The following is a 22,620-nucleotide window of genomic DNA, read 5'->3' on the forward strand; positions in this document are numbered from 1 at the left end:
ATATAAGGTTGAAATGTTCAGTATTTGCTATTCAAATGGGCAGCCTATATTCAATGACTCCGGGCTTCTCGGCAATCCAATTATACAATTTCTGAGCCGTCAAATTACTCTCCTGAGTATGCCAGTATAATCGGGCACATTGGCGTTCCTCAGCTTGCTGTTTCACATATTCAATAAGCTGCTTACCAATATGTTTCCCTCGAGATGCAGGAGCAACAAACAGGTCTTCTAAGTAACAAAAATCATTGATAGCCCAAGTTGAACCGTGAAAAACATAGTGAACGAAGCCAAGAATTTTCGAACCTTCTCGCGCAACTGCACAATACATCGGGATCTCTGCGTCAAAGAAACGCTTCCATGTTACAAGCGTTGTCTCTTCCGGCAACTCAACGTTATAAAATTGCTGGTAGTCTAACCAATAGGGTAGCCATTTAGCGTACTCATCTGCTTGTACTGGGCTCACGGAGATAGTGTGGATATTATCAATCATATCAACCTCTTGTATTCATAGGTAAAAATAAAATCGTTTAGAGATTGAATCATAGTTTTTATAGTGGTCTTACATAAGGTACACTTTCTTCATTTTTCATGGATCCACTTTTATAATGAAAAAGAACGATGCCAACTTCCCCAGTTTATTGCTTAAGAAAGGCGTAATTAAAGAGCAGTTTCATCTGGCTCTAAAAGAATTGATACTTAATGGGCAATTAAAATCGGGAACTAAACTCCCGTCCAGCAGAACGCTTTCTGAAATGATGTCGATTTCTCGGAATTCTGTTATTTCTGGTTTTGATCGCTTGATTGATGAAGGCTATCTCATTACAAAGAAGGGCGCGGGTACTTATGTTTCATCCATTATTCCTGATGAAATGATTCATATACAAACCACTGCTCAACACCAACGTGTTGATGATAAAAATATCGAGCTGAATATTAATCCGCAGATGAAATTAATGTCATCAATTTGGGATAAATCTTTACCTTACTCAGGACAAAGTCGAATATTTAGTATTGGAATAGGGTGTACCGATTTATTTCCCCATGAACTTTGGGGGCGGTTATTAGGGCGCGCGTGGCGGCAGTTTCGTAAGCAGATTGGACAATTAAACGAGCCTTTAGGATTTCAGCCATTAAGGGTAGCAATATCTGACTATGTTCGAACAACGCGTGGTTTAAATTGTACTGAAGACCAAATACTTATTGTGAATGGAACACAACAAGCGATAAATTTAGCAGCACAAGTTCTGCTGCAAAAGGGTGATGAGGTTTGGTTAGATGAGCCGGGATATGATGGTGCTTTAGGGGCATTTACTGCCATGGGTGCTAAAATATGCCCTGTAATCAGTGATAAAGACGGTATGGATATTTCCTATGGCATCAGGCGTTGGCCAAATGCAAAAATGATTTTCACCTCGCCTTCACATCAATTTCCTCTGGGTGGAACGTTGAGTTTATCAAGAAGAATGGCTTTACTTGACTGGGCGGCTGAAAATAAAACGTGGGTTTTTGAAGATGACTATAATAGTGAATTCCGATATACAGCTCCGCCGATACAAGCTCTTCAGGGGTTGGATAAGCAACAGCGAGTGATTTATGCTGGAACCTTTTCAAAAATGATGTTCCCCGAATTTCGCTTAGGTTTCCTTGTTATACCGAGCAATCTCATTGAGTCATTTAAGCTCGCCAAATACTATGCGGATACGCGCACATCTTATTTAGAACAAGCCACTCTTGCCATGTTTATTGCTGATGGTCATTATGCCCGCCATGTCAGACGGGTCAGAAAAGCCTGCTACGAACGTAAAAAAATAATAACGGAAGCCATCCAACAGTATCTGCCAAATAATTTTAGGATTGAACCCTCTGATTCAGGTATTCACATTGTCTGTTGGTTACCCGATATTTTAAAAGAGCAGGATATTATCGATAAATGCCGTAAAATAGGGTTAGGAGCACAACCCCTTTCCCGTTATTGCCAAACAAACTCAGCAGGCCACGCTATTTTATTAGGCTTTGCAGCTCATTCACCTGCAGAAATCGTGGCAGGAATACAAAGGCTGGGCCAAATAATTGCATAAATTATGTATTAGCTACCCCAGCGGCTTCTAATATAACTGACTGCTTCTTGGGTTTGTGGTTGGTTGAGGTTGTTCTCTCTGAACAGAATAGTCCCGTTGATTTGTGGCACTGACTCGTTCCAATCAAGCTGTTTTTTCAGCTCTGGTACGCCCCCATTGTTAGACCATTCTGGCTCATTCTTTGAAGGTTCACCCACTTTGTACAGCGCAATACCAATATAGAGGCGTGTTTTGGTAGGTTTCACCACGCTGACCCACCATTTGGCTAGCACATCATAACGGGCCACTTTACGTGAGAAGGGCCAATAAAGCTGCGGGGCAATGTAATCCAGTAACCCTTGTTGCACCCAGAGGCGGGTATCTGCATAAGCTTCATCATATGCCGCTGCTCCTAGCGTGTCGGAACCTGCCGGATCGTGTGAACGATTACGCCAGACGCCAGAAGGACTGACGCCAAATTCAACGTTAGGTTTCAACTGCTTAATAGTGTGCGAAACTTGTTGAATAAGTTGTAGTGTGTTGTGCCGTCTCCAGTCTGCTTTTGATTCAAATGATTGACCATATTTTTTGAACGTCTGGTTGTCGTTCAGGGCTGAATCCGGTGACTCGGCGTAGAAGTAATCATCAAATTGCACACCGTCAATAGGATAATGTGCAACAACTTCGGCCACGATACTGGTGATCCAGTCCCTTACTTCAGGAATACCAGGGTCAAGGACAAAGCGCTCGTTTGCTGTGCGGATCCAATCGCGATGTAGCACAAATACGCTAGCCGGATGCAGCGATAATGTACTGTTCAGTTCTGTAACAGTAGCTGGCTTAGTATTAACAGATACTCTATAGGGATTAAACCAAGCATGGACTTTCATGCCACGACTGTGTGCTTCATCCAGCATAAATTGCAGCGGATCGTATCCAGGATCCTCACCAATATTACCCGTCATGACATCTGACCATGGCAAAATTTTTGATGCCCAAAGCGCAGAGCCATCAGGTTTAACCTGGAAGAAGACCGTGTTGATACCAAGACTTTTTAACTTATCCAACTTATCGGTCAGCGCTTTCTGTTGCTGGCTGATGCGAGTGGCAGAATTGTTGAGATTGACTGACGTCACCGGTGGCCAGTCGAGGCGGGAAACGGTTGCCAGCCAGACACCGCGCACCGGTTCGTGACTCTGCTGAGATTTAGCCGCCGGAGGTAGCGGGGTGACTAGAGATCTCGGCGGTTCAGAGGAACAACTGGCAAGTATAAGAGCACAAGCAAATAGTGCACCCAATGGTATAACTTTAGTGGCAGGGTGAAAATGATGAGAACAGGCGATGATATTCTCCGATTTTTTCTGGTAGTTGCTTGGCAAAGAAACATTCTCTTATTATTCGAATTTGAGTCAATGTCTTTAGACATTCAGAGTCGCACTCATTATTGATCAGAATTCAGCAAAAAATCCCAAAGGGATTGGCTATGACTTTTCACATAACACGATCTACAGCGGTTGACGGCCAAGAGTATCGAACTTGATGAGTATGAACGAGATAGGGTAAATACACTATGAACATAACAACAGAAAAGAACTGGAGCGATAAGAGCGACCCGGCGGTAAACACCAATCTACAAAAATCATCCGATTCGCCCGTTGGTAACCCTTCATATTAGAGAGAGGGACCATGAAAGATAACCAACTGATTTATTGTGATGCCATTGAAAGATATGAAGTCTTAAACCAATGCATTCAATTTAACATAATATACATTATGCGCATCAAGGTGACGATAGGTAAAATCTGAGGGTTTAGTCTTTATCATGGATGGTTGCTCTCATTTAGATCTCTTTGTTGGTACGCCCACCAACTTGAGGAAAAACTTGCCTTCCCAGTTGAACTATTCAATATTCAATCCAGTGTTTTACGTTTCATACTTGAGGCTCTATGTTTCACTAAAACAGCACTGAAATCGCCTTCCAGTACTGTGGTTGGGTCATTGATATAAGGCGCTTCACTTTGCTTAATATACCTAAACCAATTGAGTACCTTCAGGCTGTCGGGTAACTTTAAACTTGTTTTCTTAGAGCGAAGCTATCTCACGATGTCTAACTAACCCATCGCGTAGCAATGCAGTCGCAATAGCCACTATCAACCCAATGAAGGTAAAAATAACGAGGATAAGTAATCTCTTCGGTCCGTCTTTTTTAGTGGGCACTTCCGGTTTCTGTAAATATTTAAATGGAGTGAACTCGATATTATCTATTTTGATGTTTCTAAGAAGATCAATGTTTATTGCTCTATTACGTAAGTCCGCGCTTGTCGTTAATGGATCTGTAATTGATTTTTCTACTCTTAACTTTTGTTTAAGCGCATCACCCCCGAGAGTGATTGAATAGTCTGGATCGTCAAGAATTGCTGCGCCACTTGAGTACACTGGCTTTTTAAGCCCCGCAGCCTCAGCAATAGAGAGAGCATACTCGAGTCTTTTGATCCGAACATCACGCCTGCTTTGAACCCTCTGACTTTCCAGGGAGAATAAACGTTGTTCTGCCTCTAACTTCAGAGCCAAGGATCGTTGTAACTTAAACAAAATATAAGCATTGGCTGATTCTTTAACATAATTCATATACCCCTGAAGTAAATCTTTCGCAGAATCAGGTGTTTGAGCAGAAAATTTCAAACGAAAATAATTATTATCTTTAGTACTAGCGGATTTATCGTTAGCGTTACTTTCCGTCGTAATATTGTTAGTACTAATCACATCTAACAAACTCTGTTTCTTAAATTCATCATTCGGATTTTTTTTCATCAGCATTTTTAAATAATCCGTTTGCTGTAAAAAAGCATCCCTTAAAATACGTGAATCACAAAACTGCATATACGTGGCCAGTAAATAATTTTCGTCAATCCCGCTATCCACACCCGCCACTTTTAATTCACCAAGGAGATTGTCCAACAACATAGATTCGCTATATGTCGGTGCAATGATCACTGAACTGCTAGTCCACTTTTGGGGCAAAAAAAAGCCTACTATGAGTCCGATAAGGGCAAAAACCACCACTATGAGAATGATAATTTTTTTTGCTCTAAAAAGCATCGAAAAAATTTCGATCAGATCTATTTCATCATGTTTAACAAAAGAACTTTCAATCACTGCGGGTTGCTTATGTTTTTCAGTGTCAAGACTTCTTACTTTCATTATTGAGGATTCCAATATGCAATTTTATGTACTTTTCTTTCATAGTATACAATTTTTTGACTGGTTAAGTTAAGTTACAGCGTCACTATCTGGAGCGGTGATTTATTCCGAATAGCCATTGGCTAGCGGTGTTTGCTGGTAACCCGGTAATGAAACCTTTTACCTCAGCTGTCCTCTATCGCTTTCATTTCCGCCTTACACTATTAGTTAATGGTCTACTCAACGCCGCAACTATCTTTGCATGTGCGTTTATCGCACCAGAAACGCCAACAACGCTGATTATTGTATTGCTGTTTATCAGCGGATTGACGCGTTCAATGCAGTTTACTGCATTCAATACGTTGGCGTTTTCTGAAGTGCCTGGCCCTAAAATGGCCGGTACCAATACGCTAACTAATATGGCGCAACAGATGGCGATTAATTGGCCTGGGTATTGCCATCGGAGCCTTAGCACTGCTAATAGCGGAGTGGTTTCATCCCCATCGCGCAGGCGTGATCCCATTGGAAAATTTCCAGATAGCATTTGTGGTTATCGCGTTGGTCGCATTACTATCTCTAGTAGATACATTAACGCTTAGCCGTAATGCTGGCGATGAGGTACGTAAGAAGCCATTCCGACGCTAATATGCGTGATGGATTGTGTCGGAATAGCTTCCTCCTATAGTTAACAGTATGTTAATTATATTATTAGCAAAGAAAAATAAGGAATATGTATGATCGTTTTCGTCACTGGTGCAACCTCAGGTTTTGGTGAGGCAATAGCTCGGAAATTTATTAGCCACGGGCATCAGGTTATCGCAACGGGTCGCCGTCAGGAACGTTTGGAAGAATTGAAGGACGAATTGGGCGAACAGCTACATATTGTACGTTTAGATGTACGGAATCGAGCGGCTATTCAGCAAGTTATCGATGAACTGCCTACCGAACTAAAAGATATCGATCTGTTAGTTAACAATGCCGGTTTAGCATTGGGATTGGAACCTGCACATAAAGCCAATGTTGAAGACTGGGATACGATGATTGACACCAACACCAAAGGTTTGGTGAATATGACGCGTGCTTTATTGCCTGCAATGGTAGCCCGTAATGTTGGCCACGTGATTAACATCGGCTCTACTGCCGCCAACTGGCCGTATGCCGGTGGTAATGTATACGGAGCCACGAAAGCGTTTGTGAAACAATTTAGTCTGGGTCTGCGTGCTGACTTGCACGGTACACGTATTCGTGTGACGGATATTGAACCTGGTATGGTTGGTGGCACTGAATTCTCAGCAGTTCGCTTTAAAGGCGATGGCGACAAAGTCAATAAAACCTATGATGGCGCTAATCCACTGATACCTGAGGATATCGCTGAAGCCGTCTATTGGGTTGCTACGCTGCCAGCACGGGTCAATATTAACTCACTGGAGATGATGCCAGTCAGCCAATCTTTTGCCGGGTTGAGTATTCATCGCGAAAGTTAATATCAGGCGTTATCGGGTAAAATCTGGCTGGGGCCATCACTGCCCCACCCTTAATTTACCCGCCAGTCCGCGACAATAATCAGCATGTTTGGCGTTGGGAAAATTAACTCTGATTTTGAACATTAGGTCTTACAAACTTAGGTGGGATATATAAATCAAAACCTAAGTTTCCACAATACTCTCTAAACATATTTATAGAGCCAACACCGCATTTTTCGTACATTATACCTAATCTATTCTCTATTGTTCTGTGTGATAAAGAAAGCCTCTTCGCTACCATTTTAGTCGTCATGGGTTGTAATATGAAAAAAATTATCTCAAGTTCTTTCTCGCTAAACAGGTCTGTTGGCGGGGTTAGTGTTAATACTGAAGGTGTGCGGCGGTCTATATATTGAGAAAGAGAAATAAAATTTAATTTGCTGGCATTTGTTAATGTTCCTATACATTCACCGATTTTATTGTAAATAGGAAACCTGGGTAAATAGTAGGGTTCTAATATTCTATCTCGACCATAAAAATTAATTCCCTGTCGTAACATTATTTTAGAAAATAATTATAGGCAAACCCATTCGAATATTCATTATTGCATGAAGATTAATGGATGCTATCATATTGAAGTGGTGATTCTAACAAAATCATTGTAATAAGAGTGTTTTGCGCTTAGGTATTTTATCCACATGAATACCAAAAGACAAATAAACTAAAAACATACTCGAAACTTTATTATATATAATATCAATGGCTGCTTATTAGTTTTAATTAATATCATCATAATCACATTTAGTTCAATGAAGAAAACGAGGGGCCATCACCGCCCCACCCTTAATTTACTCGCCAACCCGCGACGATAATCAGCATTCCAGCCAGAGCGACACCTGCTCCCACCCAATCGAACAGGGAAAGTTTCACGCCATCGACTACCCGTAGCCAAATTAATGCGGTCGCAACATAAACGCCACCGTATGCGGCATAAACACGCCCACTGGCCGCAGGATGGAGTGTCAATAACCAAACAAACAGTGCCAGGCTGCCTGCGGCTGGAAGTAGCAACCAGAACGTCCCGCCTTTGCGTAGCCACAAATAGGGCAAGAAGCAGCCCATTATCTCAGCCAGTGCAGTAACAAAAAACAGTAGCGACGTCTTTAACATAGCCAGAACTCTTGATATTGCCCCTAAGGCAAATATTTAAAATTAACATTAGGTTACTCTACATCTTCCCTACGGCGCTGTCGCCGACTGGTTTATATACTGAAAGCAATGATATAATTTTTTATCCGCTAATAGCGTGTCAGTAAACTACATGATGATTAAACATCACCGACTCATAAAGGACTTAAGACGATGAAAATAACTAGCCTGCCACGCCTGATAAGTGCGTTTCTGCCGCTAGCCTTGGTTATGTTTGCCTGGCAAACACCGGCCTTGGCACAGGCAACCAATTGCACCCAAGGCAGTACCTGTGTTTCTGTTGGTGGTGGCAATGATTCGATGTCCAAAGAACAGGCTCGCCAAAGCCAACAGCAATGGGATGATACTCATCGCCTGCGCAATAAAGTTAACACTCGGGTTGAAAAGAACTTTGATAAGTTTGATCGGGCTGAAGATGCGAAAGACAACTGTGACCGCAGTGAAAATTTGAACGCCTATTGGGAACCTAACACCCAGCGCTGCCTGGATCGGCTATCAGGCCGCCAGATTAATCCGTAATGAGTGGCTATGGTTCAGATTTACTTGAGGTTATGAGAATCTGGGCTATCCTTTAGGCACGGCTTAAGAATCAATATGTTAGGCAAGCTATTCATCCACATAAGGATTTTATGATGAAAAAAACGCTTATTATCAGTACATTGTTGTTATCGCTGGCCCCTATGGCTGCACTGGCATCTTGTGAAAGTGTGAAAGCAGATATCACACAGAAGATCATCAATAATGGAGTGCCTGAATCCGGTTTTAAACTGGATATCGTTCCTAATGATCAAGTTCAGCAAGCTGGCGGTCAGGTGGTCGGGCATTGCGAAAATGACAGCCAGAAAATTGTTTATACCCGTATAACCGACAGCGAGTAATCTCGCCGTCACCAGTCTGGGTGTGCCTTTCGGTGCACCCTTCTGTTTTATCAAAAATTTATTTCTGCATTTCTCAATCTTTACTGGTCATTCATTTGATGACAAGTAACAATTGATGACAAATTACACTCTCTGCGCCAACTTACCTATCAATCACCAAAGTATGGGGTTTACCTCAATATGTCAGTCAGTAGCGTTGCATGAAACGGCCTGCCCACCTGTATTACTATCGCGCCATGCTGCGCCGTCTGCTGATTTCGGTGATGCTCGGAATGATGGCAGCCTTGATTGTTTGGTTATTTCATCAGGCAATGTTGGGATTGGAATGGCTATTATTTGCCCGAACCGATGGTAGCCTGGTGGCCGCAGCCTCTTCTATTACTGGCTGGCGACGCGCATTAACCCCGGCATTAGGCGGTTTGGCCGCCGGTGCTCTACTTTGGGGATACCAACGTTACCAGAATCAAAAAACCAGTAGTGCACCAACCGACTACATGGAAGCCATCGAGATCGGTGACGGCCGGTTAGATGTTTCCGCCAGTCTGGTCAAGTCCCTCGCTTCATTATTAGTTGTTTCCAGTGGTAGCGCGATTGGTCGTGAAGGGGCAATGGTGCTATTAGCCGCCTTGTTTGCGTCCGTTTTTGCTCAGCGCTACGCCAAACCTAGCGAATGGAAGCTTTGGGTTGCCTGCGGTGCCGCTGCCGGGATGGCCAGCGCCTATCATGCGCCGCTGGCGGGAAGTCTATTTATTGCAGAAATTCTGTTTGGTACGTTGATGCTGGCCTCACTTGGACCAGTAGTGATCGCCGCCGTCAGTGCATTGCTCACTACCAACCTGTTACACGGTGGTCAGGAAACGCTTTATCAAGTGCAAGCGCTGCCATCACCGTGGCCAATACAATATTTCCTTATGGCACTGTTAGGGGTGTTAGCTGGTATCAGCGGCCCTTTGTTTTTAAAAGGTATGGCCGCCAGTGGGCATGCCTTTCGCTCACTTAATCTCTCTCCTCCGCTGCAACTTGCGCTGGGGGGGATAATTGTCGGGTTACTATCGCTGATTTTCCCCGAAGTCTGGGGCAATGGCTACAGTGTGGTGCAGTCACTGCTAACGACTCCGCCAGGGGTTCTATTGATTGCTGGCATACTCATATGCAAATTGTTAGCGGTGTTAGCCAGCAGCGGATCAGGTGCTCCGGGCGGTGTATTCACCCCGACACTGTTTGTCGGGGCTGCTTTGGGTATGTTATGCGGGCAAATGTTCGCCTGGTGGCCTGTTCTTGGCGACAATATTGCATTATTAATGGCGCTGACCGGCATGGCGACCCTACTGGCCGCAACCACGCACGCCCCTATCATGGCGGCATTAATGGTTTGCGAAATGACGGGCGAATACACCCTACTCCCTGGGCTACTATTATCTTGTGTTATTTCGACAACAATAGCTCGATGGTTACGCCCCACCTCGGTATATCATTCGCGCTAAAATAGGCGATCAATACAATAGCAGCTAACCATAATTAATAACGGTATAAATTAATTATCTGCCGATCGCAGTCAGATCTAAATATTTTGCCAGAGGTTTTTCTTCTGGATGAGGAAGATAAGGTAACTGCCCTAATTGTGGGGCTGGTAACCGTTCGCGAAGCATAGCAATTGTTTCGGCGTAATGTGCTAATCCGGGATTAATTCGATTCGCTACCCAACCTAATAACGGCAATCCATCATTGATAATGGCTTGTGCTGTTAATAATGCATGGTTGATACAACCTAATTTAATTCCGACAACTAAAATAACCGGTAATTGTTCTTGAATCACCCAATCAGAATAGAATCGCTGGTCATTCATCATAACTTTCCAGCCACCACATCCTTCGACCACAACCGTATCGGCTTTGGCGGATAAACGTTGTAATCCGGCCGTCATTTCACCGTAGTTAATCAGCGTATCGGTACAAGCATGGATAACATCCCCTTGCAGGGGAAACGGATTAACCTCCTGATACTCAAGCATTATAGATGATGAAGCTTGTAAGATAAGCGCATCTTGATTACGCAACCCATCAGGCGTCTCTTTACTTTCTGTCGCTACCGGCTTATAGCCTACCGCTGTTCTGCCATTTTGGCTTAAGGCCTGAAGTAAGGCCCGTGACACTACGGTTTTACCGACAGCAGTGTCGGTACCCGTCACAAATACACGCGTTAACATAACAATACTCCGCAATCTGGCCACTTAGACTCAAGTCTTTCCGCCTAACATTAGCGAAATTGGCAACATGGATAAAAGTCTAGGCGATGCCGACAACAGACAGCTTGCGTTAGCGCAAGATTTTGCCGAACTGAGAGAGGTTTTTAACGGATAACACCAAATAATAGGAGGAATACATCGTACATACCCACTAATAATTAACCCATAATTACTAATGTTAATACCTTACCCTTGCAGTAACTTAACCAGTAATGAACCGTTATATAATGCTTCTTTCACTAATGCAGCACCTGGCATTGTGCCCTGATTAAAAAATGCCGTTGGTTCAACCAGAATATTTTCACTGTAAGCGGGTAATGCCTGCTGGCGAATACATGATGCAATTGCCGGATGTAGAATAGATGCTGCTTTATTTAATGGCGAACCCACCAGGATTTTTTCTGGGTTAAATAAATTGACCATAATGGCTATAATTCGCCCAACGCTGTGGCCAACGCCTAAAATAATATCTTTCGCTAACTGATCGCCCGCCAGCGCCGCATCACATAAAGACTCAACATTTAGTGGCGAGCTGTGTAATAGCGAACTCATTGAGCCATTTAATCGTTGCTGAGCAATTTCGAGGATATTCTCAATACTGGCTACTGTTTCGAGGCAGCCGTGATTGCCGCAATAACAGCGTTTACCGTAGGGATCAACCTGAGTATGACCAATCTCCACCACACTGCGGCTGCCTGCATGCAATACCCTACCGGCAGTGATAACACCGGCACCAACGTTATGATCAATGACCACTTGAATAACATTCTGACATCCGCGTGAAGCACCGTACAGCGCTTCAGCCATAGTCCAGGCGCAGATATCGTGTTGTAAATAGACGGGTAATCCCGTTCGTTTTTCTAGCTCTGGGCCAAGAAGCATCTCATTAACATCATAAAACGGCATTTTATGCACAATACCTGCCGGTGCATCAATGATGCCGGGCATAGTAATCGCAATCGCAGTCAGCCTCTCGAGCTTGCCTTGATGCCGGATAAAGAATTGATCAACTTCACTGAGAATACGTGTAAGCAGAGGTTCAGGATGACTATCCGGTAGCGGAATTTGATCCTCAACCACCAGTTTGCTACTGAGATCGCGCAAGGCGAGAGTGATAGAACCGCGACTAATGCGCCCGGAGACATAATGCCAGGCATCGGTATCAAGAACCAAACCAATTGCAGGCCGCCCACGGCTACCAACATCTTGATATTCTGTCTCTTTTACCAGATGAGCTTCAACCAGTTCCCGCACAATCTTGGTAATACTGGCTGGGGCCAGTTGCGCCCGTTTAGACAGTTCAATCCGGGATATCGGGCCGAACAAATCAATCAGCCGATAAACGGCTCCTGCATTGGTCTGCTTGATTTGATCAATGTGCCCAGGTTGTCCATCCGTTATCACTGAACCGGCTCCTTCTCTGCCAACCGAGTATTTTTCGCGCTTCTAAATAAAGATTATCGGCTATGTTGGGGCTTTTAATATATGGCGTCAACTATTTGATTAGTTATGTGATTTACTGCACATAATCACCAGTTTTCCAAGGGCTACTGGTGGTTATTTATACGGAGTCAGCGGGCTGATGTCGCTTGAGTATCCTGTACCATCAAGCGAATCAATGCTTCTGCCGGTGCGGTTACCGGGCGATTCTTATGATTAACCAGCCATACCTCGGTGGTGGCATCAGCCTCAGCTAAAGGCAGATACTTAACCCCATCCACTTTTACCCGCATGAATGAGGCAGGCAATATTGATACGCCCAAACCAGCGGATACCAAACCAACGATGGTCATCGCCTCTCCCACTTCTTGCGTAATATAAGGCGTGATACCCGCGCGGGTTAATAGTGCGAGGATTTCGTCATACAGCGCAGTACCCACTTCACGCGAAAAGAAAACAAAGGGTTGTTCTGCCAGTGAGCTGAATTTAACACTCCCTGAAGGTAAATTCGCTAAGGGACTTTCTTCGTGAACAACGGCAACCAAAGGTTCACGTAACAACAACCGATATTGTAATGCCTCCGGCAGCCGTGTATTGCGCATTACGCCAAGATCAAGCCGCCCATCCAGTAAAGGTTCAATTTGCTGTCTACTGTTAACTTCCCGCATCTTGATATGCACTTGAGGATGCAGTTGCCGGAATGCCTGTAAATTTTTAGATACCGTGCTAATAAAAGGTGCCGATGAAGTAAAACCGATAGTCAGTTCACCGGATTCGCCGCGATGCAAACGCCCCGCTTTTTCTGATGCCGAATTCACTTGGGCTAAAATTTGGTAAGACTCCTTTAAAAACAAGGCGCCGGCTTGGGTCAGGCTGACATTACGGTTGTTACGTGCAAAGAGTCGGGCACCAATTTGCTCTTCCAAACTCTGAATTTGCTGGCTGAGTGGCGGCTGAGAAATGCGCAAGCGCTCTGCCGCTCTACCAAAGTGCAATTCTTCTGCTACGGCAATGAAATAACGTAAATGTCTGAGTTCAATACTCATTGCGCTCCATTGATATGTTTAAAGTCTCATTTCTAATGATTAATATATTAGACATAAAACTTGGCTATTTCTATGCTCTTCTTATTGAGCTAAATAGTGGCTAGATCGAAACAGACAGTCTTTAATTGGGTTATTGATAAGGAAATACCGTGACCACCTCTTTGCGCACTACGTCCACCGTAGCGCCGACATCCGCAGCAAATGATGATGCAACTTCGTTAGCTCCGCCCCCCGAAGTTACACGTTTAACTAAACGACCATATATTCAACGTGGTACACCCGAATTTATCCGTGTGACTCTGGCTTTCTTTTCAGCAGGATTAGCTACATTCGCCCTGCTCTATTGTGTACAACCCATCCTGCCACTGTTATCTCAAGACTTTAATATCTCACCTGCGGGCAGCAGCTTATCGCTTTCTGTCGCCACTGGGATGTTGGCGTTCGGCCTGATGTTTACTGGCCCACTTTCCGATGCCATTGGACGTAAGTCGGTTATGGTCGTTGCGCTAATGCTGGCGGCTATCTGTACTTTAATTTGTGCCTTTATGACCAGTTGGCAAGGGATTTTGTTGATGCGGGCATTGATTGGTCTGTCCTTAAGCGGCGTTGCCGCCGTGGCTATGACCTATCTCAGTGAGGAGATTCACCCGAGTTTTGTCGCACTCTCCATGGGCTTGTATATCAGCGGTAACTCCATCGGAGGGATGAGTGGCCGCCTGGTTACGGGCGTGCTGAGTGACTTCTTTTCCTGGCGTATTGCACTGGCAGTTATTGGCTTATTCGCTTTAGCTGCCGCCTGTATGTTTTGGCGAATTCTTCCGCCGTCTAAACATTTCCGGCCAACATTATTACGGCCAAGAACGCTGGTGATCAATTTCAAGTTACACTGGCGTGATCCCGGTTTGCCACTGCTGTTTGCCGAAGGCTTTTTGATTATGGGCAGCTTTGTCACCTTATTTAATTACATTGGATATCGTTTGCTGGCTCAGCCTTATTATATGAGCCAGGCGGTGGTGGGGTTATTATCAATCGTCTATCTAACGGGTTCTTATAGTTCACCGAAAGCAGGTTCGCTCACCAGCCGATATGGTCGTGGGCCAGTATTATTAGCCTCAATATGCATGATGCTGATGGGTGTTATTATTACCAGCTTTACCCCTGTGATTACGATTTTGTTCGGCATGATGATATTTACTGCTGGCTTCTTTGCCGCCCACTCAGTTGCCAGTAGCTGGATTGGTCGCCGCGCTCGACGCGCGAAAGCGCAAGCCTCATCGCTCTATCTATTTTGCTACTACGCTGGTTCTAGCGTGGCGGGAACATTAGGCGGCATCTTCTGGCTTAATTTAGGCTGGACTGGGGTTGTGGTATTTATTACGACACTTCTGCTGTTGGCACTGTATGTTGGGCAACAATTACGTAAGTTGCCAGAAGCCGCACGAATTTAATCTTTAATTATCGAAATAAAACCGACAGGATAGCCAAACTATAATTTGACGTCCTGTTGGGTATGTACCTATTATTAATATGAAACTTAATACAGAGTTACGATTGGTTAGCGTGTAAATTAAGTACCTAACGTATTTAGGGATTTTTACGAAAATATTTTCTTCATTTATTTGATTTCAGGAGTTCATATGGCAAGTCACTTCCTTACTCTTTGGGACATACTGGCGACAACATTTTCAATTTTCTTCTTTATTGCTTACTTACTGATTCTGTTTCAAGTCATTTCTGACCTTTTTAGAGACCATGAGTTAAGTGGTTTTTATAAAGCGATATGGATTATATTTCTGCTCTTCATCCCACTCTTAACCTCTCTTTTGTATCTTGTTACCCGAGGCAAGGGCATGGCGCAGCGTTATCGCGCTACGGTACAAAAATCTGTATCTGAGACCAATGATTATATCCGTCAGGTTGCGGGGAAATCACCAGCAGAACAGATTACTGATGCCAAAAAATTATTGGATGAAGGAACGATAACCGAAAGCGAATACCAGCAGTTGAAAGCCAAAGCATTGGCTTGATATTTGCCTCATCACAAAAGGCTAAGTGCCATTTATCCGGCCATTTAGCCTTTACTGTCGATTTCCCCTGTACAGCAATGCCCTTCCAATCAAACGGTTTATCCCGAATTGCGGCACTTTTACCATCGTGCTTATAATGCTCACCACAGCTTACTATTTGCGAGATTCAGGAATGAAACATTCACCGTTGCGGCGTTCGCTATTATTAGCCGGTATCACCGTGCCATTGCTCAATTTTGCGCTACCGTCTTGGGCGGTTGGGGCAAAAATGTCATTAGATAATCAACTCGCTGAACTTGAAAAATCGTCAAATGGCCGCTTAGGGCTAGCGTTAATTAATACCGGCAAAGGTACCAAGATTCACTATCGTGGCGGCCAACGCTTCCCATTCTGTAGTACGTTTAAATTAATGCTGGCCGCCGCAGTGTTGGGTCGCAGCCAATCTCAGCCAAATCTACTCAGTAAACACATTACATATCATGAAAGTGATTTACTCGCTTATGCACCGATTACGCGCAAACATTTAGCACAAGGGATGACAGTTGCAGAGCTGTGCGCAGCGACTATTCAGTATAGTGATAACACGGCAGCCAATTTGTTAATCAAACAGTTGGGCGGGCTAGCAATGGTTAATCAGTTTGCACGGAGTATTGGCGATCAAACCTTCAGACTGGATCGCTGGGAACCGGAGTTAAATACTGCCCTGCCAAATGATCCCCGAGATACCACAACCCCCGCAGCTATGGCGGCCAGTGTCAACAAGTTGGTACTGGGAGATGCCCTAGCCGCACCGCAACGGGAGCAGTTAGCCTTGTGGTTAAAAGGAAATACCACAGGAGCGGCAACTATCCGTGCAGGTGCGCCGACTGATTGGGTTATTGGTGATAAAACCGGCAGTGGTGATTATGGTACGACAAATGATGTCGCGGTGTTGTGGCCGGCTAAAGGCGCGCCACTGGTTTTAGTGGTTTACTTTACACAGCTTAAGAAAGAAGCAGAACCACGCCGTGACGTTTTAGCCGCGGCCACCAAAATTGTGTTAGCGCACCTATCCTGATTATCTGTCAGGGGTATTAATATTAATGCCCCGTATTAACCCACCCCCCGAAAAACCGCGCTGTTGAATCTTTTGCCACACCCCATAGATCTTCCCTTTATCAAAGTTAACAACAGGCTTTCATGGTGCTTTTTTTACTGATATAACATAATGTATGTTGTAACTAAAATTAGCTTAATTGGAAAAGATAATGGCTAAGTATGATTTGATTGAGCGAATGAATGGCAGCTTTGCTGCACTGGAAATTGCATTACAGCATCTCCACCAGCAACTTAATGCGCTCCCCTTACTCGCCGCCCGCGTATTTTTGCTACCTGAAATTGAAAAAGGTACAGAACATCAACCCATTGAGAAAATCACCGTTACTGCGAAAGTAGGTAATGAGGCAAAAGATCTGGGGTTACAGCATTACCAGCGGTTGTTTATTCATCATCAGGGGCAAAATACGAGTAGTAAAGCGGCCCTGCGCTTACCTGGGGTACTTTGTTTCACTGTGAGTGACAAGCAACTGGGGGAATGTGAAAATACTATTTATCAGATTAATCAGTTGAAAAGTGAGCTGGAACATATCATTACCGTCGAATCTGGCTTACCGAGTGAGCAACGTTTCGAGTTTGTGCATACCCATTTGCACGGGCTGATTACCTTAAATACTTACCGCACCATTACGCCACTCATCAATCCAAGTTCTGTGCGTTTCGGCTGGGCCAACAAACATATAATTAAGAATGTCACCCGTGAAGAGATATTGGCTCAACTGAATAAAAGCCTCAATGCCGGGCGCGCGGTGCCACCTTTTAGCCGCGAACAGTGGGTAGCGTTAATTAGCTTGGAAATTAATGATGTAAAACGTTTACCTGAAAATACCCGCCTGAAGATTAAGCGGCCGGTAAAAGTGCAGCCCATCGCACGAGTTTGGTATCAGGAACAGCAAAAGCAAGTGCAGCACCCCTGCCCTATGCCGTTAATTGCTTTTTGCCAGGAACAATCAGCGGCGGAATTACCTAAATTAGGTGAGTTAACAGACTACGATATCAACCAAATTAAGCATAAATATAAGCCGGATGCCAAACCACTGCGGTTACTGGTGCCAAGACTGCATCTGTATATCGACGTTGAATAAATAATGCTTTACCAAGATCACTTCCGGTACTATCTCTGTCTCCTTTAGGTGCTTAGCCGCTCTTTGTATCCGTAAAAAACGCCAGTCATAAGGACCGGCGTTAATCGTTCGTTTGTTTGTTTGGCGTTTATTTCATACTGCCAACCATCTCTTCCGGTTTGACCCATTCATCAAACTGTTCTTCCGTCAGATAGCCTAATTTCAGGGCGGCAGCTTTGAGCGTAAGCCCTTCTTTATGGGCCTTTTTAGCAATTTCAGCAGCTTTGTCATAGCCGATATGGGTATTCAACGCGGTAACTAACATCAAAGACTCATTCAGTAACTGCGCTATACGGTCACGATTTGGCTCAATACCCACTGCGCAATGCTCATTGAAACCACGCATACCGTCGGCCAACAAACGGATTGATTGCAGGAAGTTATGAATAACCAACGGGCGGAAGACGTTCAACTCAAAATTACCGGATGCTCCACCAATATTGATGGCCACATCGTTACCCATAACCTGTGCGCATAACATCGTCATGGCTTCACACTGTGTCGGATTCACTTTGCCGGGCATGATTGAACTGCCGGGTTCATTTTCAGGGATCGCGATTTCACCAATGCCGCAGCGAGGGCCGGAGGACAACCAACGCACATCATTGGCAATTTTCATCAATGAAGCTGCAAGTCCTTTTAAAGCCCCATGACCATGAACTAATGCATCACAAGCCGCTAATGACTCAAATTTATTCGGCGCAGTGATAAATGGCTGATGGGTAAGCGCCGCAATCTCTTTGGCTACTCGCACGGCATATTCTGGATGCGTATTCAGCCCGGTTCCTACCGCCGTCCCCCCTAACGCCAACTCACACAGATGAGGAATGATCGCTTCAATATGCTGCACGCTGTGGGATAACATCGCCACCCAACCCGAGATCTCCTGCCCTAAGGTCAATGGCGTAGCATCTTGCAAATGCGTCCGCCCAATCTTCACGATATCGCGAAAAGCGCCCGCTTTATGTGACAGTGTCTCCTGCAATACTTTCAGTTCCGGTAACAGATGTTGCCGCAACCCGATAACCGCAGCAACATGCATCGCCGTTGGGAAGACATCATTTGAACTTTGGCTTTTATTCACATCATCATTAGGATGCACTAACCGATTGTTTCCGCGCTCGCCGCCTAACAGTTCACTGGCACGATTCGCCAAAACCTCATTCATATTCATGTTGGTCTGGGTGCCAGATCCGGTCTGCCAGATAGAAAGCGGAAACTCACTCGGATGACGATCATCCAAGACTTCATCTGCGGCGCGCATGATGGCCTTTGCCCGTTCAGCGGGTAGTAGCCCTAAATCCATGTTGACCTGCGCCGCTGCCCGTTTGGTCAGTGCCAGAGCATAAATCAGTGCCGTCGGCATTTTTTCTTGCGAGATACGGAAATGCTCCAGTGAGCGCTGGGTTTGCGCGCCCCATAATTGATTTGCCGGTACATCGATAGGCCCCATAGAGTCTTTTTCACTGCGGGTGGTCGCCATCACGGTCTCCTTAGCATGTAGAACTGAACAGTTGAGTATGTCATACCAGTCTCACTGGTACATGATAGCTATCATGGCATATTTGCTGCCACCTTTATGCGATTGATTCGCATTTATATCATTTTGTGATCAATATCGTCATGAAGAGCCAGGCGGTCAGACTATCTCCCGATTACTACTTGCAACCCCCGTAGCGCCATTGTTTACTAAGGGACAATTTTATTGGGCGGCAGGGCTACGCGCGATTAGCCATATAAAATAGCTAATTTGTGTGCACCCCTTAATTTTGGCCCTTAACAAACGGCAGAACGTAAACATGCAAAAGATGAAGAATGCAGTACAAAACTACGCTTGGGGCAGTACTGATGCCCTCACTCAACTTTATGGTATAGCGAATCCGCACGGAAAACCTATGGCTGAGCTGTGGATGGGTGCTCATCCGAAGAGCAGTTCTCAGGTGGCTGATGCTAACGGCCAGTGGCATTCATTGCGTGATGTGATCGAACAAGATCCTGATACTAATCTGGGCCATGATGTTTTCAGCCGTTTTGGTGAGCTGCCTTTCCTGTTCAAAGTCCTTTGTGCGGCACAACCGTTATCGATTCAGGTTCATCCCAGCAAAAAAGCCGCCGAAATGGGTTTTGCCAAAGAGAATCAGGCAGGTATCCCACTGGATGCCGGCGAAAGAAATTATAAAGATGCCAACCATAAACCGGAGCTGGTCTATGCCTTGACACCCTTTCAGGCAATGAATGGTTTCCGTACCTTGGAAGATATTCAGGCATTACTCCAACCGCTGGCGGCCGCGCATCCCGATATCGCGGCATTCCTGCGCGAACCGGATACCGAACACTTAGCAACCCTGTTTGCCAGTTTACTGAGTCTGGCTGGCGAGTCGAAAACGCTCGCGCTGGGGATTTTGAAAGCGGCCTTGAATAATCAGTTAGGTGAGCCTTGGGATACTGTCCGCAGCATCTCGCGCTTCTACCCGGATGACAGTGGCTTGTTCTCCCCCTTGTTGCTCAATGTCGTGACACTGCAACCGGGTGAAGCGATGTTCCTGTATGCTGAAACCCCGCACGCCTATTTGAATGGGGTGGCACTAGAGGTGATGGCAAACTCCGATAACGTATTACGCGCGGGTCTGACACCTAAATTTATCGATATTCCTGAACTGATGGCCAATCTGCAATTTATCCCCAAACCGGCGGATACGCTGTTGACCACACCAAAACAGCAAGGCAACGAACTGGCCTTCCCGATCCCAGTAGAGGATTTTGCTTTTTCTCTGCATACACTCACCCCTGAGCCTCAACGGTTGGCACAAAATAGTGCAGCGATTGTATTCTGTGTACAGGGTCAGGCCGTGTTGAGAAAACAGCAGCAAGAAATTACGTTACAGCCGGGCGAATCTTGTTTTATCCCGGCGAATGAATCACCGGTTACAGTGCACGGGATTGGCTCAATTGCGCGTGTTTACAACGCAGACTGAACGAAGTGACTCATTTTGTTGTCAATTACTGGCTTTTTGCTGTCGCGATAGATAGATTCCATAGTCGCAATGGCGGGGTTTTGTTATTACACAGAATACACGCGTGTCATTTTCGGGTGGTTATCGTCGCAATAATATTTGTGTCCGGTTAATCTATGCCTATATTAATTTGGTGAATACTGTTTTCAGGCATTCTCTTGGGTGATTTTTCACCAGCAACTCATTACCGCGTTCAACATAGTGAATTTGGTGTATTAGAAAAGGATGAACAGAACAATGAAAAAATCGTTAGTGGCTGTCAGCGTCATTGTCGTACTTGGCGCAGCATGGACTGGAGCCTCATGGTATACCGGCAAACTGATTGAACAACGAATGGGCGAACTGGTTAACAACGCAAACGGGCAGATCAAAACATTGCTGCCTAAAGCCGGTGTCAAACTCGCCTATACCGATTACCAACGGGGTTTATTCCGTAGCCAAGTTCGCTATGTGCTGCAAGCAGATAGCAGCGTTGCCGGTGAAAAAGCCTTAAAAGACGGCGATGAAGTCGCTTTTATCGAAACTATCGACCACGGCCCCTTCCCATTCGCACAGTTGAAAAGATTCAATTTGATCCCGAGCATGGCATCGGTACATACCGAACTTGCCAATACCCCGGCATTGAAAAAACTGTTTGAAGTTACCAAAGGTCAGTCACCGTTTACCGCTGACTCACGTATCTCCTACAGTGGTGATACTTCTTCCGCCATTACCTTTATTCCTATCGACTATCAGCAAAACACCACCAGCATGAAATTCTCTGGTGCCACCATCGATGCCGATGTTTCGCGTGATATGCGTAATGTGAAGATGAGCGGTAGCAGCGAAAATATCGTCTTCACCAGCAAGAATCAGTGGGACCAACTGGAACAATTCAGTGTGCAGGGCCTGACGCTGAAAAGTGACAGCAAAATGGGTAAATTTGATCTCAGCATCGGGGACCAACAAGCTGCCATCAAGCAAATTGGTTTCAGTGTCGATGGCAAAGAAATGGCGACACTGGTTGGCTTTAACCTGAATACCCAGTTGGGTGAAACGGATAAAGACTTGAACGGCAAACTGAGCTACACCCTGGATGCATTAAAAATTCAAGGTAATGATTTTGGTTCCGGTAAGTTGGCCTTTGCCTTTGACAAGCTTGATGGTCAGAGTTTGAAACAGTTCACCAGCGCGTATAATCAGCAAGTGCTGAAAGCCGTTCAGGCTGGCGAAAACCTCGATCCTGTTGCTTATCAAGAGCAAATGACCGAAATGTTGACAGCCAACATCCCTGCGCTGTTGAAAGGCAATCCAACTGTGAGCATTGCGCCACTGAGTTGGAAAAACGCCAAAGGGGAAAGTACCTTTACCTTAAATATCGACTTGGTTGATCCGGCGCAGGCTAAAGCGAGCGCTGAACCACTGTTAGCGCAGTCAGTGAAGAAAGTTGACGCAACCCTGACTATCCCGATGGCAATGGCAACTGAGTTGACCACACAGGCCGCACGCCTGCAAGGCTACAGCCCGGAAGAAGCTCAGAAGCTGGCACAACAACAAGTTCAAGGCGTTGCCGCTATGGGCCAGATGTTTAAACTGACCACCACCAAAGATGATGTTATCAGCAGCAGCTTCCATTTCGCTGATAATCAGGTCAATTTGAATGGTCAGAAAATGTCACTGCAAGAGTTTGTTGGCCTGTTCGGTATGTTTGGTGGTGCTCCTGCTGAAGAAGATACCGGCAGCGCACCAGAAGCAATGCCAGAACCAGTGGTTCCTGCACAATAAGTAGCAACCATAAAATGTAAAACGGAGCCTGATGATGGCTCCGTTTTTTTTATCTATTGAACCACGTAGTACGTAGG

At 45.1% G+C, this 22,620-nt stretch carries 20 protein-coding genes and 1 pseudogene; 12 read left to right on the forward strand and 9 right to left on the reverse strand.

The genetic code is table 11. The features are described from left to right. Nucleotides 1-31: 31 nt before the first annotated feature. Nucleotides 32-490 carry a GNAT family N-acetyltransferase gene (locus EL015_RS10705; RefSeq protein ID WP_005184184.1) on the reverse strand — a complete coding sequence of 153 codons (459 nt, stop codon included), beginning with the start codon at nt 488-490 and terminating at the stop codon, nt 32-34. 115 nt (nt 491-605) lie between these two features. Here EL015_RS10705 and pdxR point away from each other — a divergent pair, with 115 nt between their 5' ends. Next, entirely contained in the window at nt 606-2,078 is a 1,473-nt protein-coding gene (gene pdxR, locus EL015_RS10710; protein WP_005184181.1) for a MocR-like pyridoxine biosynthesis transcription factor PdxR, read from the forward strand. A gap of 8 nt (nt 2,079-2,086) precedes the next feature. Here the strand turns inward: pdxR and EL015_RS10715 are convergent, their stop codons facing one another. Beyond that, the gene (locus EL015_RS10715) at nt 2,087-3,400 is read right to left on the reverse strand and encodes a glycoside hydrolase family 10-like protein (protein ID WP_071984977.1); all 1,314 of its coding nucleotides are present in this window, start codon (nt 3,398-3,400) and stop codon (nt 2,087-2,089) included. A gap of 739 nt (nt 3,401-4,139) precedes the next feature. Beyond that, on the reverse strand, nt 4,140-5,258 hold the full coding sequence (gene wzz(fepE) / locus EL015_RS10720) for an LPS O-antigen length regulator Wzz(fepE) (protein ID WP_005184173.1): 1,119 nt from the start codon (nt 5,256-5,258) through the stop codon (nt 4,140-4,142). A 72-nt stretch (nt 5,259-5,330) separates the two neighbouring features. On the opposite strand from wzz(fepE), the pseudogene EL015_RS10725 reads away from it, so the two are divergent. Further along, nucleotides 5,331-5,882 (forward strand): annotated as a pseudogene (locus EL015_RS10725) (MFS transporter); the annotation flags it as partial. 89 nt (nt 5,883-5,971) lie between these two features. Continuing rightward, on the forward strand, nt 5,972-6,721 hold the full coding sequence (gene ydfG, locus EL015_RS10730) for a bifunctional NADP-dependent 3-hydroxy acid dehydrogenase/3-hydroxypropionate dehydrogenase YdfG (RefSeq protein ID WP_005184166.1): 750 nt from the start codon (nt 5,972-5,974) through the stop codon (nt 6,719-6,721). A 103-nt stretch (nt 6,722-6,824) separates the two neighbouring features. Here ydfG and EL015_RS22075 read toward each other — a convergent pair whose 3' ends face one another. Continuing rightward, nucleotides 6,825-7,259, reverse strand: coding sequence for a helix-turn-helix transcriptional regulator (locus EL015_RS22075; protein ID WP_279625041.1), 435 nt, complete (start codon nt 7,257-7,259; stop codon nt 6,825-6,827). A 284-nt stretch (nt 7,260-7,543) separates the two neighbouring features. Then, on the reverse strand, nt 7,544-7,870 hold the full coding sequence (locus tag EL015_RS10740) for a YnfA family protein (RefSeq protein WP_005184163.1): 327 nt from the start codon (nt 7,868-7,870) through the stop codon (nt 7,544-7,546). Between the two features lie 192 nt (nt 7,871-8,062). Between EL015_RS10740 and EL015_RS10745 the strand changes: the two genes are divergently transcribed. The 3 genes from EL015_RS10745 (at nt 8,063) to clcB (ending at nt 10,271) form a co-directional block, all read left to right on the forward strand. Further along, on the forward strand, nt 8,063-8,428 hold the full coding sequence (locus tag EL015_RS10745) for a DUF1283 family protein (RefSeq protein WP_005184161.1): 366 nt from the start codon (nt 8,063-8,065) through the stop codon (nt 8,426-8,428). A gap of 113 nt (nt 8,429-8,541) precedes the next feature. Beyond that, complete coding sequence (locus EL015_RS10750; protein ID WP_032906049.1) at nt 8,542-8,787, forward strand: DUF1161 domain-containing protein; 246 nt, start codon at nt 8,542-8,544, stop codon at nt 8,785-8,787. Between the two features lie 200 nt (nt 8,788-8,987). Continuing rightward, nucleotides 8,988-10,271 (forward strand): voltage-gated ClC-type chloride channel ClcB, encoded by a 1,284-nt coding sequence (gene clcB / locus EL015_RS10755; protein ID WP_005184156.1) that lies wholly within the window; start codon nt 8,988-8,990, stop codon nt 10,269-10,271. A gap of 54 nt (nt 10,272-10,325) precedes the next feature. Here clcB and bioD read toward each other — a convergent pair whose 3' ends face one another. The 3 genes from bioD to EL015_RS10770 form a co-directional block, all read right to left on the reverse strand. Next, complete coding sequence (bioD, locus tag EL015_RS10760) at nt 10,326-10,994, reverse strand: dethiobiotin synthase (protein ID WP_005184153.1); 669 nt, start codon at nt 10,992-10,994, stop codon at nt 10,326-10,328. A 225-nt stretch (nt 10,995-11,219) separates the two neighbouring features. Then, nucleotides 11,220-12,437, reverse strand: coding sequence for a sugar metabolism global transcriptional regulator Mlc (gene mlc, locus EL015_RS10765; RefSeq protein WP_005184149.1), 1,218 nt, complete (start codon nt 12,435-12,437; stop codon nt 11,220-11,222). A 167-nt stretch (nt 12,438-12,604) separates the two neighbouring features. Continuing rightward, the gene (locus EL015_RS10770) at nt 12,605-13,519 is read right to left on the reverse strand and encodes a LysR family transcriptional regulator (RefSeq protein ID WP_005184147.1); all 915 of its coding nucleotides are present in this window, start codon (nt 13,517-13,519) and stop codon (nt 12,605-12,607) included. Nucleotides 13,520-13,668: 149 nt separating this feature from the next. On the opposite strand from EL015_RS10770, the gene EL015_RS10775 reads away from it, so the two are divergent. From EL015_RS10775 to tus, 4 genes are all read left to right on the forward strand, one after another. Then, entirely contained in the window at nt 13,669-14,967 is a 1,299-nt protein-coding gene (locus EL015_RS10775) for an MFS transporter (protein WP_032906047.1), read from the forward strand. Nucleotides 14,968-15,156: 189 nt separating this feature from the next. Further along, complete coding sequence (locus EL015_RS10780; protein ID WP_032906046.1) at nt 15,157-15,546, forward strand: SHOCT domain-containing protein; 390 nt, start codon at nt 15,157-15,159, stop codon at nt 15,544-15,546. Between the two features lie 172 nt (nt 15,547-15,718). Further along, nucleotides 15,719-16,603, forward strand: a complete 885-nt coding sequence (gene bla / locus EL015_RS10785; protein ID WP_005184139.1) for a class A beta-lactamase — start codon at nt 15,719-15,721, stop codon at nt 16,601-16,603. A 190-nt stretch (nt 16,604-16,793) separates the two neighbouring features. Next, on the forward strand, nt 16,794-17,726 hold the full coding sequence (gene tus / locus EL015_RS10790) for a DNA replication terminus site-binding protein (protein WP_005184135.1): 933 nt from the start codon (nt 16,794-16,796) through the stop codon (nt 17,724-17,726). Nucleotides 17,727-17,853: 127 nt separating this feature from the next. On the opposite strand, the gene fumC is transcribed toward tus, so the two are convergent. Beyond that, a complete protein-coding gene (gene fumC, locus EL015_RS10795) occupies nt 17,854-19,248 on the reverse strand; it encodes a class II fumarate hydratase (protein WP_032906045.1) in 1,395 nt (464 codons plus the stop codon). A gap of 316 nt (nt 19,249-19,564) precedes the next feature. Here fumC and manA point away from each other — a divergent pair, with 316 nt between their 5' ends. Both manA and EL015_RS10805 read left to right on the forward strand, forming a co-directional pair. Continuing rightward, nucleotides 19,565-20,740: a mannose-6-phosphate isomerase gene (gene manA / locus EL015_RS10800; protein WP_005184128.1), complete on the forward strand. Its 1,176-nt coding sequence runs from the start codon at nt 19,565-19,567 to the stop codon at nt 20,738-20,740. Nucleotides 20,741-21,016: 276 nt separating this feature from the next. Continuing rightward, on the forward strand, nt 21,017-22,543 hold the full coding sequence (locus tag EL015_RS10805; RefSeq protein WP_005184125.1) for a YdgA family protein: 1,527 nt from the start codon (nt 21,017-21,019) through the stop codon (nt 22,541-22,543). Nucleotides 22,544-22,620: the final 77 nt, after the last annotated feature.

This window comes from Yersinia intermedia (assembly GCF_900635455.1).
GTDB lineage: Bacteria > Pseudomonadota > Gammaproteobacteria > Enterobacterales > Enterobacteriaceae > Yersinia > Yersinia intermedia.